This is a genomic window from Pectobacterium colocasium (assembly GCF_020181655.1).
Lineage (GTDB): Bacteria > Pseudomonadota > Gammaproteobacteria > Enterobacterales > Enterobacteriaceae > Pectobacterium > Pectobacterium colocasium.
In genome coordinates, this window is the sequence record NZ_CP084032.1 from 1829856 (window position 1) to 1845274 (window position 15419).

A 15419-nucleotide genomic window follows, 5' to 3' on the forward strand; every position below is an offset into this window, starting at 1 on the left:
TATTCAGCATTTATTAATAACAGTTCTTCGTTTGTAACTTTTTTCTGCCGGTATCTTATCCAACAATACAGGAAGGACACTGACATCATGAGAAAAAATCTTACTAATATGAGATTGAAATGCTTTAAATATATTACCATTCTGAGTGACTGTAGGGATTCGGGGAACATAGAGCACTTCAATTCTATCAGGGGCGAGTTGCACAACACGAAATTCTGCAATATTAGCATCATCCTGACAAAAGAAACGTTCTACTGCATCTAGAATGCTTCCTGGTGGAATTGTTGTTCCATGCAGAGTCGTGAGTGCTTGATCAGCCCTGCCGTGAAGTTTTTTTAACTGATGGAAGTGACTTCCACACGTACAAACCCCACCACTGACCTCCATTTCACATAGATCCCCCTGTTCGTAACGAATCATCGGCATCGCTTCATTCCAGAGATCAGTACCGACAATTTCACCCACTCCATGACTGTCACAATTGATGACTTCTATATGCACATCGTCTTCAACTACATGGTAATGTTTGTCTCGACATTGCATAGCCATAATGTCAAGTTCTTCAGAAGAATACTCATCTCTTACTGGAACGTGAAAAATACTCTCGTAACGATTACGTTCTTCTTGGGTTGTGGTCTCTGAGTTGGTTGATACCAGTTCTACACCATGTACATCTAAACGTTCACCAAGGGCAGCTAACTGCTCCAGATAGCTACCAATAGATGATATAATCTGCGGTTTGAGTTTTTTAATGTGCTCTAGAGCAAAGAACCCAGGACAGTCTTGGCTCAGGGTGAATACCCTATAGTCTCCTAGAATTGAAGTATGCCACCACACGCAATAGTGAATGTTGTATAGCCAACGATCAGGATCTACGGGGCGGCCAGACATAAACTCAAACATCCTATACTTATGTAAAATATCAAGATTGGCGCGAGATTGAGGAAGGATGATCTGAACCTGTTTACCAGAAGAACCGGAACTACTCATCCAACGGCATGTAGCTGGATCATATTCATTAGATGGTAAACCCACAGGAAAATTATTTATAACATCATCTTTATTAATAGTAGGCAATTTGGCGAAATCGTTAAACGAGCGAATTGCCCCTTTTTCATAACCACAATTCCGGTATTTTTCCCGATAGAAAGGTGAGGTGGAAAATGCCCAGTCCACTAAATTACTGAGTCTGTTTAACTTCCATACATCAAGTTCTTCACGATCAAGTGTGAGCCTTGATCTAAAATCAGTGTACTTTTTATCAAGCAGTTCACGCATACCCTTTTGCCGTTCAATAGTCTCAACCCCTAGAGGTTCTACATTCGAGTGGTAAATGATAGCGTCAATATTGCAGTGATGTTTCCTTACGTCATAAAGATTAGACATAGGATTTCAAACTCCCGCTACGTTTAACATCAAGGGTTGCACAGTGAAATGACCCACCAAAGGTTTGGAAATGCTTAAAAGGACATAAAATCGTTTTAAATCCCCATTTATTGAATGCTTTTTTCAACAATTCTTCATCTTTTTCAACAACAACGGTTTTATCATCCAACATCAATACATTAGTATGTATCCATTTCGACGTCATAAACAGTGGATGAGCATCATCAAGCATTGACGGTGGTGGTGTAAGAATTTCCCAGTCTTTGAAAATATCAGGTATTTTAGAAACCCATGCCTTATTTACTAATACTCTTCCTGGAGCCAAGGGAAGTATGGTTGTATCAATATGCATAGGAGATGCGTCATCGAATTCATAAATATGAATTCGATATTCATCGCCCAGAGCTCTACGCAGCCACTCAACTCCTTTTTGGTTGGTGACATGACTACGTTGCCCAATAATGTCTTTTCCCATTTTCATAAAGTCTGCTGCATCAAAAACCGGCTCTGATTCATTAATAATTGAATCAAATCTTTCTTCTTGTTCACAGTCATGTCCAATTTTCCATAAACTGTCTTTTAGCATGGGTTTTGGTGCCGCCAACCATTCCGCCCCCTGGGAAAAATAGTCATTCAGTATTTCCCTGAATGCAAATGTTTCAAAGTAACGGCTGCGCCAAGCCATAGGAACTTCAATGATTTTTTTCCCAATAGCGAAAAGACAATCGCGAGGCATCGCCGAATAAAATCCTCCACCTGTGCTGAAATGTGGTGTGATAATAGTCTTATGATGATTTACCTCTTCAGGCCTACGAACGCGAATACCTTCACTTTGCAGAATATCAGCTAACTGGTTTACTTCTTTTTTAGCGAGCGTGATTAACTCTTTTGGAAAACGACCACCGGCATTATTTTTAAAGAAGCTTTTTGATTTCTTTGGTATTACAGCATCAAGCCCTGGATCCCATTCAGGAACACGAATATCATCAATATCGCCAACAATTATTTCTTCAAGAGGATCCCATTCTGTATAAACTTCAACAGGACAAGTTTTTTGAGTGGAAAACCACGGTTCTTCTTTTTGAAAATCCATTTTTTCTTCTCTAGAATTAAATGTTATTACGTAATGAAGTAGGAATTATAGTCGATTTTATAATTGATTGCCTGTCGATAAATTTTGGTTTATAAGGAAGGTTTTCAAGTTTATTAGTCATCCTTTCGACAATATCTTCACATTCAAAATTTGCTCCGACCAGCCAAACCCAATTTTGTTCTTCCATTTCAAAGAATACTGTGCTTGTAAAACTATCATGAAATCTCTTTATTGCATTATTTAACGTGCTATTTCTCCAGTATGTGGTACATCCTGCCTGTGAGATAAATACCCCTTTAGGAGTGAGGAGCTTTTTGATCTTATTATTAAATTCAGCACTATATAGACGATTTTGTTGCGCACAGTCTTCTTGTTCGTCAGGCAAGTCCAGTACTATAATGTCAAACATGTCATTTCTGGCTATTGCATCATCAATATATTTATAACCATCACCTATGATGATGTGGATTGGACCTTTGTTTTCTTTTGCAGTATTAACTTCCTCTAAGGTATAACCATAAGGCAGATATTTTGCGCAAGCATCAACACAGTCAGCATCAATATCTACATGTGTCACTTTTTTTGCACCTAATTCAACAGCAAGCTTACTGATGACTCCTTCACTGGAGCCTATGATTAGCACATTATTGATTTCACCACAAAATAAAGCAGCAGGGATAATCTGACCTTCATGATATATAAGTTGTGACTCTTCGACACTTTGTCGTTCGTTATTGCAGAATAGGCTTATCCCCTGAGCTGTTTTGGCTATAATCATATCTTGAAAAGGTGTTTTTTTCTGATAAATTATATTCTCTAATTCCCATATGCGGCTTACCCCTTTACCAATTGGCTCAATAATTTTATTTTGCATTTTTTATTTCTCCTCTAATGACGCTTGTTGATTGAATTTTTGTTGGATTTAATGCCATTTCTATTTCCTTGATAGCTAAGCTTGGATTGCAGTCACCACAAGTAAAGATATCAATAAAAGCAGCCGAAAAATTTGGGTAGGTGTGAATTGATGCATGTGATTCAGATAATAAAAATAATGCGGTTACTCCTTCTGGATCGAATTTATGTGATGTTTCTTGAAGAATAGTTGCGCCCGTAGCTTCAACAGCAGAACGCATTACTTTTATAAGAGTATATTGATCATTGAGGAGGGCATTATCTACACCGTAGAATTCTGCAAAAACATGCTTTCCGCTGAAAGAATAATCGGAGCAATCCTTTTTACCCGATGACACCATTATGATGACCTCTTGAAGAAATTAAAAGGCAACAATCCATTCACATCCTATTTACTTTTTTATCATGCAAAAAAAATTTAGTCAAATACTTTCATATATCTATTTTTTGAAGAAAAAATGCTCATGGAAAAAATTCCAATGAATTTGTTTTTAGTGGTTATATGTTAATAAATATAATTATAGTAATTATAATTTTCATGCTAACTAATTGGTGTCACCTGAATGCATCTCTTTATTTACGATATTGGTTAATATAGGAATTGTAATTTAATTCTTTCAGTGTGTCTGGCTCAATCTCTACCGGGGAAGCGGTTGTCTTCAACATCTCCCTCGGTTTATAGAAATACTATCAATAGTTTTTGGCATAAAACACTGTAGTAAATAAATTTCATGGGATAATATAAAATCTCTATTTAGGTAGAGTGAGAGAGGTATGAATGTCTGAATTTAAATGTCTTTTATTGTGGTGTCTTTAGATACTTTTATGAAGAATTGTGATCCAGAAGATAAAAATCAGAATCAGAAGGAGGGGGGGTTCTGGTTCAACATCAGGATGACTTTAGTTTTCTGAAAAAAACCATACTACAAATAATGGAGAAATCCACATTACCTGAAATCTTGTTGGTATAGATCTTACCGGAGGTGACTATTTTCTCTTGTGAATATAAAAATGAGAGAGAAAATTAGTAGAGGTATTGATATTTTTATGAAGTAGTGTCGTCCTTGACTTTTTAAAATGACCTTGTACATGATTCTGTGTAAATGCCATTTCTCAGAAGTGACCGTCCAGGCGGTCACCGAACTCGATAATAAAGCGGCTCATCGCCAGCCGCCAGTTTTGGATCGGCATCGTCCATTTTTTTGATGCCGACTGTATTGCCAGCCACACCACTTTCCTTACTGAGTCATCTGTCGGGAACACCTTGCGTTTCTTTATGGCATGCCGGATGACGCTGTTCAGTGATTCAATGGCATTGGTCGTGTAAATCACCTTACGGATGTCACTCGGGTACGCGAAGAATGTTGACAGATTCGCCCAGTTTGCACGCCAGCTCCGGCTGATTTGCGGGTAGCGCTCATCCCAGACCCTGGCGAATGTTTCCAGCTCCTGCAACGCCGCTTCTTCCGTCGCGGCCCCATAAACCGCCTTCAGGTCGCGAGTGACGGCCTTATAGTCCTTCCATGAGACGAAGCGCAGGCTGTTGCGCACCATATGGACTATACACAACTGGATGCGGGTTTGCGGATAGACCGCATTGATAGCGTCAGGGAAGCCTTTCAGACCGTCAACGCAGGCGATGAGAATGTCGTTCAGACCTCTGTTTTTCAGCTCCGTCAGCACATTCAGCCAGAACTTCGCCCCTTCATTTTCCGCCAGCCACATACCCAGTAGTTCTTTCTGACCATCGATATTGATGCCCAAGGCCAGGAACACGGATTTGTTGATGACACGACTATCCTGACGGACCTTAAGGACAATACAGTCAAGATAAACAATGGGATAAAGGCTATCCAACGGCCGATTCTGCCATTCAACAACCTGCTCCATCACTGCGTCCGTGACCTTTGAAATCAGGGCCGGCGACACATCTGAGTCATACAGTTCCTTAAACGTCGCGACGATCTCTCGGGTAGTCATGCCTTTGGCGTATAACGACAGGATTTGGTTATCCATGCTGGTTATCCGGGTCTGATTTTTCTTCACCAGTTGAGGTTCGAATGTGGCATCACGATCTCGCGGAGTACGCAGTTCGAGCGGGCCATCGCCAGTAATGACCGTTTTTGTGGAATAACCGTTACGTGCGTTAAGACCCGCTTTGGGCTGGTTTTTCTCGTACCCGAGATGGTGGGACATTTCAGCATTAAGGGCGGCTTCAACACTGATTTTTTTCAGCAGGCGATCGAACTGGCTGAGATCATCAGGTGTTTTAAGATTTTTGGCCAGTTCGTTAGCCAGTGCCTGTAATTGTTTTTCGTCCATAAATTAACCTGCTTTTGATGTTGGATTGAACATATCAAAATCAGGCAATTACACAAATTTATGTACAGGCTCTTTAAAATCTATCCTTTTTGTGCAAACTCAAACGGGCTAACTATTCCATTGCGGTTCGCATCCAGAAAATCAGCCCACCATTGCAGCATCAGTTTACGCTGGTCAAGATGGCTAACTTTATGGGTATAAGCAGATCTAACGGTGTTTTTTTCTTTATGGCTCATTTGAAGCTCAACCGTGTCTTCCGACCATAATCCCGATTCCGTCAATGCACTACAGGCTAACGTGCGAAAGCCATGCCCACACAGATCCGTTTTGGTGTCATATCCCATACGCTGAAGGGCTTTATTGATAGTTCCTGAACTCATCGCAGAATCACTGTCGTAAAACCCGGTGAAAATAAACCCGTCACCCGCTTTTTCACCATAAGTGATCTTTTTAACCTCTTTCAAGATCTCAACCGCCTGCCTGCACAGTGGGACAAAATGCTTTCTCTTCATTTTGGCACCACGACCAGAGTGTTTTACCCCTTTAACTTCCTTTCGTTGTTCAGGGATAACCCAGAGAGATTTTTTGAAGTCGATTTCACTCCATCGGGCAAAGCGTAACTCACTTGACCTGACAAAAACCAATAATGTGAGCCTGATCGCTAATTCTGTTAAAAGACCTCGACCACGGTAGTTGTCGAGTTTTTGTAAGAGATCGGGAATTTCATAGATTTCGATAGAAGGGCGGTGCGCTGTCTCACCTTTTTCGATAGTGCCTTGCAAATCATAAGCAGGGTTATAACTGATGATCTTCTGCTGGACGGCGTATCGCATGATAGAGGTTGTATACTGCTTCAGGCGCATGGCGATGTCGAGATAGCCTAACTTCTCAACTTTTTTGAGGGGGATGAGTAAATCGCTGGTATCAAGCTCTGATACATCACGATTTCCCAGATATGGCAGAAGGTAGTTTTCAATGCGTCTCCAGACCTTAACTTTGTAGTCTTCTGACCACTTGGTTTTGGTCTCAGCCCATGCACGAGCCATTACAGCAAAGGATCGGGACTCATCGTGTGTTCCTTGTCGCTCCCGGCCTGATTTTTTTCTGGCTCCTGGATCAATCCCATTAGCAATCAGCTTACGCGCTTCATCACGACGCTCCCTTGCGTCAGTCAAAGAAATAGCAGGGTAAACCCCCAACGCTAACAGTTTTTGCTTCTGTGCAAAGCGGTAGGAAAGCCGCCAGTATTTAGATCCGTTCGGGTGGACAAGCAGGTGCATACCAAAACCATCAGTAAGCTTGTATTCTTTCTCAAGAGGTTTAGCTTTTTTTACTTTGGTGTCAGTAAGTGACATAGATTCTCTTTCCTTTTTGTTGGTATAAGGAAAATCTAACCAGAACTACCAAGAAATCTACCAACAAAATTGCTGGATATAGGTGTATTTCAGTGGATGTTAGTAGACAAGAGAGGGGAGGCAAGTGATTGATTAAATGCAAAAATGTAGACGCCCGTAGGCATCTACATTCTTTAATTTGGCTCCTCTGACTGGACTCGAACCAGTGACATACGGATTAACAGTCCGCCGTTCTACCGACTGAACTACAGAGGAATCGTGTGAACGGGGCGCATAATATCCGCCACCTGCGGTACTGTCAACGGCAAAATCAGCTTTATTGTCTGACTGCCTAGGCTATGTACAATTCGCTGTTTTTTTATGAGTTAGTAGATGGATGGTGCACGGTAGTTGACGCTGCTTTGCCAGTTTTTTAGGCGGGCGAGCGGATCTTGTCGATAGAATTTTTGAAAGCAGCGGTACATGTCGGGGAAACGATCGTCGAGAAGTTCGGGGGCGCTGAAGAAGTATTCCGACAGCACCGCAAAGCACTCTGCCGGATCGTGGGCGGCATAGGGATCCATACTGGTGGCGTCTTCACCGACCAGATCAATCTCTTCCTGCAAAGCATCCATCGCGCCACGCAGATGTTGTTCCCAGACAGCAATATCGCGCAGGGGAATTAGGGGAACGCCAGTTGCTTCGCCGCTGCTGCGAATATCCAGCTTGTGTGCGACTTCATGAATGATGAGGTTGAAACCGGAGAGATCGAAAGAGTCTTGCACTTCTTGCCAGTTGATGACAATCGGCCCCTGATCCCAGCTTTGCCCGGACTGTACCATTTTCCCCGTATGCACGAGTCCGATGTCGTCCTGCCACTCTTCTTCGACAATAAACGGGCCGGGATAAACCAGAACTTCGTGGAAACCATCCAGCGCATCCATTCCCAGCGACAAGACCGGCAGGGAAAACAACAGGGCGATGCGTTGCTGCATGATTTCCGTTAACACTAGCTCCTGCAACGGAATCAGGCGTTTTTGCTTCAGAAACTGATCGGCAAGTGCGACCAACTGCTGAAGTTCTTCATCGCTTAAGGGGGCGAGAAGTGGGATGGAGACCGCAGCTTGCCAGTGTTCAAGTGTCTGCACCTGAGGTTGAGTGTTTTTCCATGGCCATTTAATCATCGTTATTGCTCGTTAAGTCGTCACTTGAATTTAAAGGCGAGGGCGTGTGTTGTTAAACTAACTCGTTGTTAACATGCCGTAAAAGCGGGCATCATGGCAACAGTTAAACGGAGAGATGCCGGAGCGGCTGAACGGACCAGTCTCGAAAACTGGAGTAGGGGCAACTCTACCGGGGGTTCAAATCCCCCTATCTCCGCCACTCATTCTTTAAAATCAATAAGTTACCGTTAAGTTTTTCTCATGCCATGCATCAGGTAATGCATTAAAAATCCATTAATAACAGCCTGTTCCGACGCACTCATTTCTATCATGTTGCACTCATTCGAGCATTCATTTTTATCTCCTCTGGCTCACACTCTCAAAACAATTTATCTTTAGGTCATTGTTGGCACGAGAAAATCGGCTCTGGCTGACGGGTGAGTTACGTTAGGGAGAAATGGAATACAGATGAAAGCCAGCGACACAATGAAGGCTGTTAAGCAGTGGTTCAAGTTAAGCAACTATGATGTCCTTCAAGAGATCACAGTTAACGACCTAAGTTATGAAATCAGTCGGCGCGTATCATTGCACCGACATGATTTTACTAAAGAAGAACATTCCCGGCATGAACGCTATCTGGAAGAAGAAGCCAAGATTCTGGCTGGTCATCCTCTTTTAGCGAGTTCGACAGAAAGAACCGCCCCTACCACTAAAAAGAAAAACCCTTTAGTGGATGCGCGGCTGCATGTCAGACATATGACCGTCAACGACATTAGTCGCTACGAGGCACGGCTACGGGACCTTGAGCTACTTCACCGAGTAGGTTACTCAGCTGATGCATCGTCTGTCCCGACATCAAAAGAGGATGGGATGCGGAAGCTGAGAGACATTGACGAGTTTGATGATGGGCATCCACTGTATTTGTGGTTAAACATTAAGTTTCTGACTGACGATGAGGTTATTGAGCATATCAAAAGAATGCTCCCTCAATGGCGAAAGGAGCATACCGTTGGCGAGCCAGCAATTGGTTCGTTTCGGTTCGGACTAAGCACTGTCAAAAAGGTGATCAACCTCAGGGTTATCCCAATGCTTGATCTGCTGCTTTGGGCGAAGCGGAATGATGCCAAAATCTCTTATGAGCAGTTTTCCCGTCTCCTCTACCCTAACGACTCTGAGGTCATCAGAGGCGGCTCTCAAATCAAGGATACCGACAAGCCTTTTACTGAAAAAGTTCTCAAGCGCGAATTTGAGCGACTGTTTAACCTCTGGCTGAGTAAAAACGATTACATGATGGATACCAAGGTAGCCGAAGCGATGAAAATGAACGAAAAAGAAGAGGAAGACGAGAGAAAAGGGAAGTAACTCACTTCCTGCATGTAGGGGACTACCGTCAAGTCTGGTCCCCATTCTTCAAAACCAGCGAAATCCACAAACTCCCATTTTCCCCGAAAATCATTTCTTTCGACTTCCTCATAAAAATCTTGTTTGCCAATCTCTGCATCCTGCGATCTCAATTTTTCCTACTATAGCTCTTGTCGAAACAACAGAGGAAAAGACAAATGAGAAATGAAATCGCAGGTAAAAGATTAATCCGTGTTCCTGAAGTTCTGAGAAGAGTCGGATTTAGTCGAACCACAATGTATGAGCTTATTAAGGAAGGCCGATTCCCGGATAAGGTAATCATAGGGGCAAGATGTGTAGCTTTTGTAGAAAGTGAGATTGATGCATGGATTGAAAATACTATTTCCGATTCACGCAAAAATAATAAATAACATATAAGAGGAAGCGAAAATGAAAGTGCAAAAAATAGGAATAAATGTTAGTAATGATGATACAAAATACTTTGTTCTGAAAAGTGGCGAAGACTATGACTACTATTTGCGATGTATGCATGAGTATATGGGGGAAAGATTCTATCATAATCTTGAAGATGATGGTTATATGGAAGGTGTTTTAAAATCAATAATAGAGAATGGTAAGAAAGATTTTAATGAGTTCTTGAAAAAACATAAATATAAAGCATCGCTTAAAAACGTATATTTTGATGAAGTGCTTGTCAACCTGAGGCAGATACATCATATGATGAGTCACTATATTTTACATACATAATCGCTGGCGTCATCTATTCGGCCCCGCAAGGGGCTAATAACAAACGAAATGAATAAAAAGCATTTAATTATGAGGGTATAAATATGACTAAAGAAAATATTATTGAAAACAAATCAACAGAACTTTTTTATGATCTTGCTTGTAGATCATTTTGCGCAAGCTGGAATATGTTTATGGAAGTTAATGGCGATGGAGATGCCAATGATTATTTGGATGATCCTGATTTTATGAGTCCATTTATTATTTATGTGATTGACCATATTCAGAATAACTTTGAGAGATTCACCAAGCAAGAAGAAAACTGTGGTGATATTCATGAGGTTAACTTTGAACAAGTAGCAGCGCTGCTGGTAGGGTATTCAGAAAACTTTAGAAAGTAAGAACTAATCTTGCCCCGGAAGGGGCTAACTATAAACAATAGGAAAAACAGATGAAGAATGATATGTCAGTAATCGTAAGTATGTTATGTGAAAAAACACCTAAAGTGATGAACCTTATCCAAGAGAGCTTGGATATATTTATCGCATTAAGAGGTAGCTCTGTCGAAGAAATAATGAATGATAAGACCTTGTTAGATGATTTAAATCGTTATGTAAATGAGACACTGTATGATGAGATGGATCTGGAATATGGTTCTGTAATCATCAAAATAGTATCTAATAAATAGTATTAATACCTTCTCGATATTTATCTAATATTTATCTAATATTTAACTTAAGAAAAGGAATCAGTATGAAAGAGATTGTTTTAAATGAAAGCAATAAAATGTCAATAAACCTTATCACAAATGTATTACAGGGATATTGCGAAACGATCTATAGTATCTCTGAAAAACAGCCTGAAACAGCCATGAATATTTTAACAGGGGAAATGTTATCAGAGATACTTTATGATGTTTTGATTGCTTGTGAAGTTGAAGACTCTGTTAAAAGTGGAAGAGGCAAAGATGTATCTGAGATCAATATGGATGAGTTGAAAGATACTATCTTATACTGGCATAAAGAACATATCATTGAGCTTGTACTGAAAAACATCAAACCGGATGATGTGGATGAACGTATTTTCTGGAAGTTAAAAATGACTGTGAATCAGTATTGAAACATGGCAATATTCCCTCGTGCAGAGGGAAATAATCCTGTAATCAAACGGAGATAACCATATGATTGATGAATTTCATGTTATGTATATGTATAAAAAAATACAAGCTGAAGCTGCGACAACAGATATGAAAACACTGGAACAGCTTTTGAAGAAGTTCCGTCAAGTCGTTGCGGAACGCCGGGAAGAATACTATCAGGAGATTGGTGAGAAAAAGGCTCAGAAATTGAGAGCCAAGAGATTACAACAGTTGCTTGAGAAAATGGGGCGTGATCGTGTATCACTGGAGGATCTATTTATATGATTCAGTAATGAACTATATTTTAACTATCACCGAAATGTCTATCATGCATGGCGAATAAATAAAACATTATGACATATTGAAATTTTCAGTTTTCTGACCATTAACGTCCTGAGAAGTAAATTGAATAAACTCCAATGCTTAAGAACCCTGAGAAGTACTGCTTCTGAGCAATGATACTTCCGTTGGTTCAAGGGCCCCTAAAGATGTTCATTGCCTAGAATTTGCAGACGAGGTGTTACGATCAGCTAGGCTTCTTTCCACTCCGGTACTATGTCCGATAGGCAGGAGCAGCTATATACCACCGCTCCTGCAGCGCTAATGCGGAGATAGCACTCCGCTCAGTAAAGCTTGTATTTTCATAAACCGCAATAATTTTAACTTAAGCCTTAATGTAAAGTTAACAATTGATTCAGGCAGTTATGTAATTTCGTAGTTCTAAATGTGTGATGATCGTAACTCATACGCATATAACTATCTATCTCATCCAGACGCATGTTCTTATTTACAGATACATCCGTCCCATACATCATTTTTAATATACAAGTGAAATCATGTCCATTGCATATAGAAAAGTGGTCTGGAGACATTAATTCTAATTTACGCACTTCATTAAATAAGTCTGCTACATTAAAATCCCCACCGGCACGACTTCTATTAACTACATGGTTTATATACTCATTCTCATCAACTAAAACCTCTATTTTATTAATGCTTACAAAATCCCGATGTTTTAATCCTTTGAAATTAAGATTACTATGTGTAAGATAATTGTACCATTTGAGAAGTCCGATTTTATAACATGCACAAAGGATATTCATCTTTACATCACGACAGAATGATTCAGCTAATTCCCCTTGAATTAGTTTTCTATCTGTGTGTGACATAATAAATTTATCAACCACTCCACCTTTAACTAACATCATTTCAAGATCATGAGCATCAGTATAAAAAACCCCCTCGTAATTTATTCCACTTAACTCATCAAAATCAGCGTCACATACACCATACACAGCATCATTCCCAGCATGACGTAATTGACTAACAGCCGATATTACCTCACGTTTCCCATTTTCTGGCGATTCATAAATCATCCTATTATCAAGCCGGTATGCATTGAAAAATCGGATATCTGTAATGCCCTCAACTACAATCAATATACGACGTCGATTCATTTCGCTTCTGAATAAAAGCATCATACTACTCAGCCAATCATCTTCGCTAACAGCATCGCGTAATGACATCATTCACTCTTTTCCTTCTGAAGACTGTTGGCTTTCATTTCTATTTTTAATCATTTCATAAAGATCGTATGTTAATTCCCAATTCTTACTGATTACTTGTGGTGAGTGAGTAGCAATAATGACCTTTTCATACTCGTTAATTTTTTGTATTTTTTTGAGAGAATCTAAGAAAGTTTGTTGCCAAGCGACATGCAATGATATCTCGGGCTCGTCTATAAGAATTACTTTTTGTGAAACCAGATCGAAAATCAAATTAAAAAGAAGAACTATTTGGTTTTGTTCTCCCGATGAAAGCATATTACGATCAATGATATCACCATTTAAACTTTCGAAATAAAATCCTTTATCTCTATCAATCATCACTTTTTTAAAAGCTAAAATCTTTTCTTGCAAAATTGATTCAAATAAATCAATCTTTTGATGCAATGTCTGAAAGGGGGACAGTTTCCCAAGGGCATCTTCAATGTATAGATCCAAGACACCTAGATATTCATTACTACTATAAAGACTTGTGCTTTTTTCAGGCATTAGATCATTTTCAGCCTGAATAAGACCATACCGCATGTAATGACGACGTTTATCTTGAATGCCATTTAAGCGCGCTTGAATATTTCCTGACGAAAATCGTTTTTGTTGTTCTAAACGCTCAAATAACCGGATAGGAAATGTAGCATCTAATCTTTGTGATAATGCAGCGGAATCATCCTGTGCGCTTTCCATCAAATCTTTTAATTTTCTTGCACATAAATCAATGACTGTTTCATCATCAGCCCTAACTTGTAATCGATCTGCACATATAAAAGATACGTCTTCTTTCGATGTAATGTGACTTAATACCTTCGAAGATAATGGCTTATCCAGTTGTGGTTTTTGTTTTGGTTTAGCTTCCCTCCCATGCCAGCTTATATAAAATACTTCTTCCGTACTGGATTCATCTTTTTGTAACTTGAGTTTTTCAGTTGCGATGCTTCCCAAATTATTATCTATATGATTCAGTATTAAGCCATCTTTCTTAGTATCATGAGTAATTGAAACTGAGCCACCTTGAAATTCAATCTTAATTAAATCAAACTTAAGTTTACATAGGATATTTAATTCATTTGCAAGGATACCATTGATTATCTTAAGAATCATCGTCTTACCGTATCCATTTGGACCTGTAAGCATAGTAATTTCATGGTTATCCAAGGGGATTTCATAATCAAGGAGACCAAATAGTTTGTTTATTTCCAAATGTATTAATTTCAAGTCAAAACCCTTATGTAGATGATTAATTGCAGTTATTTATCATATGGCTTCATAATGTGTATTCTACTTATTAAATTAATACAAAACAAATGGATTTGTAGTATTCATTGTTTATCTCCACGCTCTCATACCTCGCATCGGAAACCGTAACCTGAAGCTCTAAACCCGTCGTCAAGCCGTTTCCGCTTACCTGACTGAATAGCCATGCCTATTTGTCTATCATGCGTTTAAGGCTTTGAGCGCTAACGCAGTTAGACCAATCCAGCGCACGGCGATTTTTCCGCCCTCTGTTTCTATCCCCGTTCACATACACCCAGCGGATGAGCTGGCCTGCTACTACAGCTGGTGCCATTATTTTGGTGTAATCAATTTTCATGTGTTTTTCCTTTTATTATTATTATTGTTTGTATTTATATAATGCAGAACATGTCATTGTCAAAAATAAATGTGAAAAAATGAAATAAAATATACTTTTGTGAGATTATGTTCACTGATTTCGGTGGTTTTTAAATATAACAGAGTTTTCAAAGAAAGATGTTTGGTTTCAGTACAGAAAAACTTCACCGTAAAAATATTTAATATAATGATTTTAACTTGGAGTGCGCCAGCCAACTCGTTCCGTTTTATCTTCTGTCATATCTTTACTTTGAATGATAGACAGCAAGTGATTGTTTTATACAATCACTAAGCGCTGCTTGGTTATAGGGATATGTTATTTTTTCCTTTTAATACATAGCGGCTATCGCCGCAATTATTTATGGATAAATCCATCATTACAGGGATGAACCCTGTTTCAGCAATGTGATTGTCTTTAACAATCACGAAGTGCTGCTTCTGTGAATATCTTTCATACATTGAAGAGTAAATAGCCTGTTTTACAGAGTTAACACAAAACTCGATTATGGGATCTTTTTTAAAACTGAATGATGTAACGATCTAAATACGATCCTTTTCGTCTTTGCGGGAAAATATTGAAACTACCGTATCAAGATAAAAATATATTAATGTCAGCGTCAGGGCGAAGCCGTGCTTCAGCACATGAGCGTCAGCTCATAGATGGTGGTGATTTTCAAAAAAGGATTTTAATGGAATAAAAAGGAAAGCTCTGCAATAAAAAATGCAACCCGAAAATTGTTAATCATTTTAAGGTTAAAACCCCATGTGGCGATCATAAAAATCGCCCGGTTTCTGTTTATCCTCTTAAGTATT

The 15419-nt window shown here is 39.6% G+C and carries 17 protein-coding genes and 2 tRNA genes; 8 read left to right on the plus strand and 11 right to left on the minus strand.

The window, feature by feature from the left end:
• Positions 1-3: 3 nt before the first annotated feature.
• The 8 genes from LCF41_RS08230 to mtfA all read right to left on the minus strand — a co-directional run bounded on the left by LCF41_RS08230 (position 4) and on the right by mtfA (position 8231).
• Positions 4-1386 carry a phenylacetate--CoA ligase family protein gene (locus LCF41_RS08230; protein WP_225087633.1) on the minus strand — a complete coding sequence of 461 codons (1383 nt, stop codon included), beginning with the start codon at positions 1384-1386 and terminating at the stop codon, positions 4-6.
• Positions 1379-2479: an amidinotransferase gene (locus LCF41_RS08235; RefSeq protein WP_225087634.1), complete on the minus strand. Its 1101-nt coding sequence runs from the start codon at positions 2477-2479 to the stop codon at positions 1379-1381. Before LCF41_RS08235 ends, LCF41_RS08230 begins: the two co-directional genes overlap by 8 nt.
• A gap of 16 nt (positions 2480-2495) precedes the next feature.
• Positions 2496-3353, minus strand: coding sequence for a spermidine synthase (locus LCF41_RS08240; RefSeq protein ID WP_225087635.1), 858 nt, complete (start codon positions 3351-3353; stop codon positions 2496-2498).
• The gene (gene speD, locus LCF41_RS08245; protein ID WP_225087636.1) at positions 3343-3732 is read right to left on the minus strand and encodes an adenosylmethionine decarboxylase; all 390 of its coding nucleotides are present in this window, start codon (positions 3730-3732) and stop codon (positions 3343-3345) included. Before speD ends, LCF41_RS08240 begins: the two co-directional genes overlap by 11 nt.
• Before the next feature lie 772 nt (positions 3733-4504).
• Positions 4505-5713: an IS256 family transposase gene (locus tag LCF41_RS08250; protein WP_225087637.1), complete on the minus strand. Its 1209-nt coding sequence runs from the start codon at positions 5711-5713 to the stop codon at positions 4505-4507.
• A gap of 80 nt (positions 5714-5793) precedes the next feature.
• The gene (locus tag LCF41_RS08255) at positions 5794-7068 is read right to left on the minus strand and encodes a tyrosine-type recombinase/integrase (RefSeq protein ID WP_225087638.1); all 1275 of its coding nucleotides are present in this window, start codon (positions 7066-7068) and stop codon (positions 5794-5796) included.
• Between the two features lie 179 nt (positions 7069-7247).
• Positions 7248-7323 (minus strand) — tRNA-Asn (locus LCF41_RS08260).
• Positions 7324-7433: 110 nt separating this feature from the next.
• Positions 7434-8231, minus strand: a complete 798-nt coding sequence (mtfA, locus tag LCF41_RS08265) for a DgsA anti-repressor MtfA (protein ID WP_225087639.1) — start codon at positions 8229-8231, stop codon at positions 7434-7436.
• A gap of 109 nt (positions 8232-8340) precedes the next feature.
• Between mtfA and LCF41_RS08270 the strand changes: the two genes are divergently transcribed.
• From LCF41_RS08270 to LCF41_RS08305, 8 genes are all read left to right on the plus strand, one after another.
• Positions 8341-8430: transfer RNA gene (locus tag LCF41_RS08270), tRNA-Ser, on the plus strand.
• A 248-nt stretch (positions 8431-8678) separates the two neighbouring features.
• Complete coding sequence (locus LCF41_RS08275; protein ID WP_016243657.1) at positions 8679-9572, plus strand: DUF6387 family protein; 894 nt, start codon at positions 8679-8681, stop codon at positions 9570-9572.
• Between the two features lie 197 nt (positions 9573-9769).
• The gene (locus tag LCF41_RS08280; RefSeq protein WP_225087640.1) at positions 9770-9982 is read left to right on the plus strand and encodes a helix-turn-helix transcriptional regulator; all 213 of its coding nucleotides are present in this window, start codon (positions 9770-9772) and stop codon (positions 9980-9982) included.
• 19 nt (positions 9983-10001) lie between these two features.
• A complete protein-coding gene (locus tag LCF41_RS08285) occupies positions 10002-10319 on the plus strand; it encodes a hypothetical protein (RefSeq protein WP_103180576.1) in 318 nt (105 codons plus the stop codon).
• An 83-nt stretch (positions 10320-10402) separates the two neighbouring features.
• Entirely contained in the window at positions 10403-10699 is a 297-nt protein-coding gene (locus LCF41_RS08290) for a hypothetical protein (RefSeq protein ID WP_129317819.1), read from the plus strand.
• A 50-nt stretch (positions 10700-10749) separates the two neighbouring features.
• Positions 10750-10986, plus strand: a complete 237-nt coding sequence (locus LCF41_RS08295; protein WP_023302109.1) for a hypothetical protein — start codon at positions 10750-10752, stop codon at positions 10984-10986.
• A 65-nt stretch (positions 10987-11051) separates the two neighbouring features.
• Positions 11052-11417, plus strand: coding sequence for a hypothetical protein (locus tag LCF41_RS08300; protein ID WP_225087641.1), 366 nt, complete (start codon positions 11052-11054; stop codon positions 11415-11417).
• A gap of 61 nt (positions 11418-11478) precedes the next feature.
• The gene (locus LCF41_RS08305) at positions 11479-11721 is read left to right on the plus strand and encodes an H-NS family histone-like protein (protein WP_225087642.1); all 243 of its coding nucleotides are present in this window, start codon (positions 11479-11481) and stop codon (positions 11719-11721) included.
• Positions 11722-12107: 386 nt separating this feature from the next.
• Here LCF41_RS08305 and LCF41_RS08310 read toward each other — a convergent pair whose 3' ends face one another.
• The 3 genes from LCF41_RS08310 to LCF41_RS08320 form a co-directional block, all read right to left on the minus strand.
• Positions 12108-12965: a DUF4435 domain-containing protein gene (locus tag LCF41_RS08310; RefSeq protein WP_225087643.1), complete on the minus strand. Its 858-nt coding sequence runs from the start codon at positions 12963-12965 to the stop codon at positions 12108-12110.
• Positions 12966-14210 carry an AAA family ATPase gene (locus LCF41_RS08315; RefSeq protein ID WP_225087644.1) on the minus strand — a complete coding sequence of 415 codons (1245 nt, stop codon included), beginning with the start codon at positions 14208-14210 and terminating at the stop codon, positions 12966-12968.
• Between the two features lie 208 nt (positions 14211-14418).
• Entirely contained in the window at positions 14419-14586 is a 168-nt protein-coding gene (locus LCF41_RS08320) for a hypothetical protein (RefSeq protein ID WP_225087645.1), read from the minus strand.
• Between the last annotated feature and the right edge of the window lie 833 nt (positions 14587-15419).

What these genes read in the sequence shown, in the direction of transcription:
- LCF41_RS08295 (WP_023302109.1), top strand. Translation starts at nt 10,750, where the DNA reads ATGAAGAATGATATGTCAGTAATCGTAAGTATGTTATGTGAAAAAACA.
- mtfA (WP_225087639.1), bottom strand. Translation starts at nt 8,231, where the DNA reads ATGATTAAATGGCCATGGAAAAACACTCAACCTCAGGTGCAGACACTT.
- LCF41_RS08285 (WP_103180576.1), top strand. Translation starts at nt 10,002, where the DNA reads ATGAAAGTGCAAAAAATAGGAATAAATGTTAGTAATGATGATACAAAA.
- LCF41_RS08240 (WP_225087635.1), bottom strand. Translation starts at nt 3,353, where the DNA reads ATGCAAAATAAAATTATTGAGCCAATTGGTAAAGGGGTAAGCCGCATA.
- LCF41_RS08320 (WP_225087645.1), bottom strand. Translation starts at nt 14,586, where the DNA reads ATGAAAATTGATTACACCAAAATAATGGCACCAGCTGTAGTAGCAGGC.
- LCF41_RS08310 (WP_225087643.1), bottom strand. Translation starts at nt 12,965, where the DNA reads ATGATGTCATTACGCGATGCTGTTAGCGAAGATGATTGGCTGAGTAGT.
- speD (WP_225087636.1), bottom strand. Translation starts at nt 3,732, where the DNA reads ATGGTGTCATCGGGTAAAAAGGATTGCTCCGATTATTCTTTCAGCGGA.
- LCF41_RS08275 (WP_016243657.1), top strand. Translation starts at nt 8,679, where the DNA reads ATGAAAGCCAGCGACACAATGAAGGCTGTTAAGCAGTGGTTCAAGTTA.
- LCF41_RS08230 (WP_225087633.1), bottom strand. Translation starts at nt 1,386, where the DNA reads ATGTCTAATCTTTATGACGTAAGGAAACATCACTGCAATATTGACGCT.
- LCF41_RS08235 (WP_225087634.1), bottom strand. Translation starts at nt 2,479, where the DNA reads ATGGATTTTCAAAAAGAAGAACCGTGGTTTTCCACTCAAAAAACTTGT.
- LCF41_RS08305 (WP_225087642.1), top strand. Translation starts at nt 11,479, where the DNA reads ATGATTGATGAATTTCATGTTATGTATATGTATAAAAAAATACAAGCT.
- LCF41_RS08280 (WP_225087640.1), top strand. Translation starts at nt 9,770, where the DNA reads ATGAGAAATGAAATCGCAGGTAAAAGATTAATCCGTGTTCCTGAAGTT.
- LCF41_RS08300 (WP_225087641.1), top strand. Translation starts at nt 11,052, where the DNA reads ATGAAAGAGATTGTTTTAAATGAAAGCAATAAAATGTCAATAAACCTT.
- LCF41_RS08255 (WP_225087638.1), bottom strand. Translation starts at nt 7,068, where the DNA reads ATGTCACTTACTGACACCAAAGTAAAAAAAGCTAAACCTCTTGAGAAA.
- LCF41_RS08290 (WP_129317819.1), top strand. Translation starts at nt 10,403, where the DNA reads ATGACTAAAGAAAATATTATTGAAAACAAATCAACAGAACTTTTTTAT.
- LCF41_RS08250 (WP_225087637.1), bottom strand. Translation starts at nt 5,713, where the DNA reads ATGGACGAAAAACAATTACAGGCACTGGCTAACGAACTGGCCAAAAAT.